Origin of the sequence: Psychroserpens mesophilus, from assembly GCF_050617655.1 — a bacterium.
Taxonomy (GTDB): Bacteria; Bacteroidota; Bacteroidia; order Flavobacteriales; family Flavobacteriaceae; genus Psychroserpens; species Psychroserpens mesophilus_A.
On record NZ_JBODQC010000058.1, the window covers coordinates 1 to 387 of the forward strand.

Genomic DNA, 387 nt, shown 5'->3' on the forward strand with positions numbered 1-387 from the left:
AATAAAAAACCTCGCAGTTTTGCGAGGTTAAAAAACATGAAATTGATTATAGACTAATCCTCTTTGAAATCGTTGTATGTATGTAAAGCTTTTAAAGTAGATTCGTAAAACAAAATCGCTGCAATAAGATCATTAGTGTCTGAATAGAGTAGGATTTTAGTTTGAAATTCTACGGTACTTTCAAAATATTCATCAGAAGCTTCTTTATTATCTTCTAACGCCTTTTTATTTTCTTTTGTTTCTGGTATACCCAATGATTTCATAGTTACACCACGCTTAGTAGCAAATGCAATATTTGGTAAAATATTTACAATAATATCTATACGCTCTATATATAGAGATAATAAATCACCGTTAGACATATCGTTCTGTTGTTCTCCGCTGTGA

General features: G+C 30.2%; 1 protein-coding gene. It reads right to left on the reverse strand.

All coding sequences use genetic code 11. The features are described 5' to 3' along the window. Positions 1-53: 53 nt before the first annotated feature. The coding region (locus ACRHNM_RS16310; protein ID WP_431137698.1) for a hypothetical protein at positions 54-387 on the reverse strand (334 nt) is incomplete at its 5' end.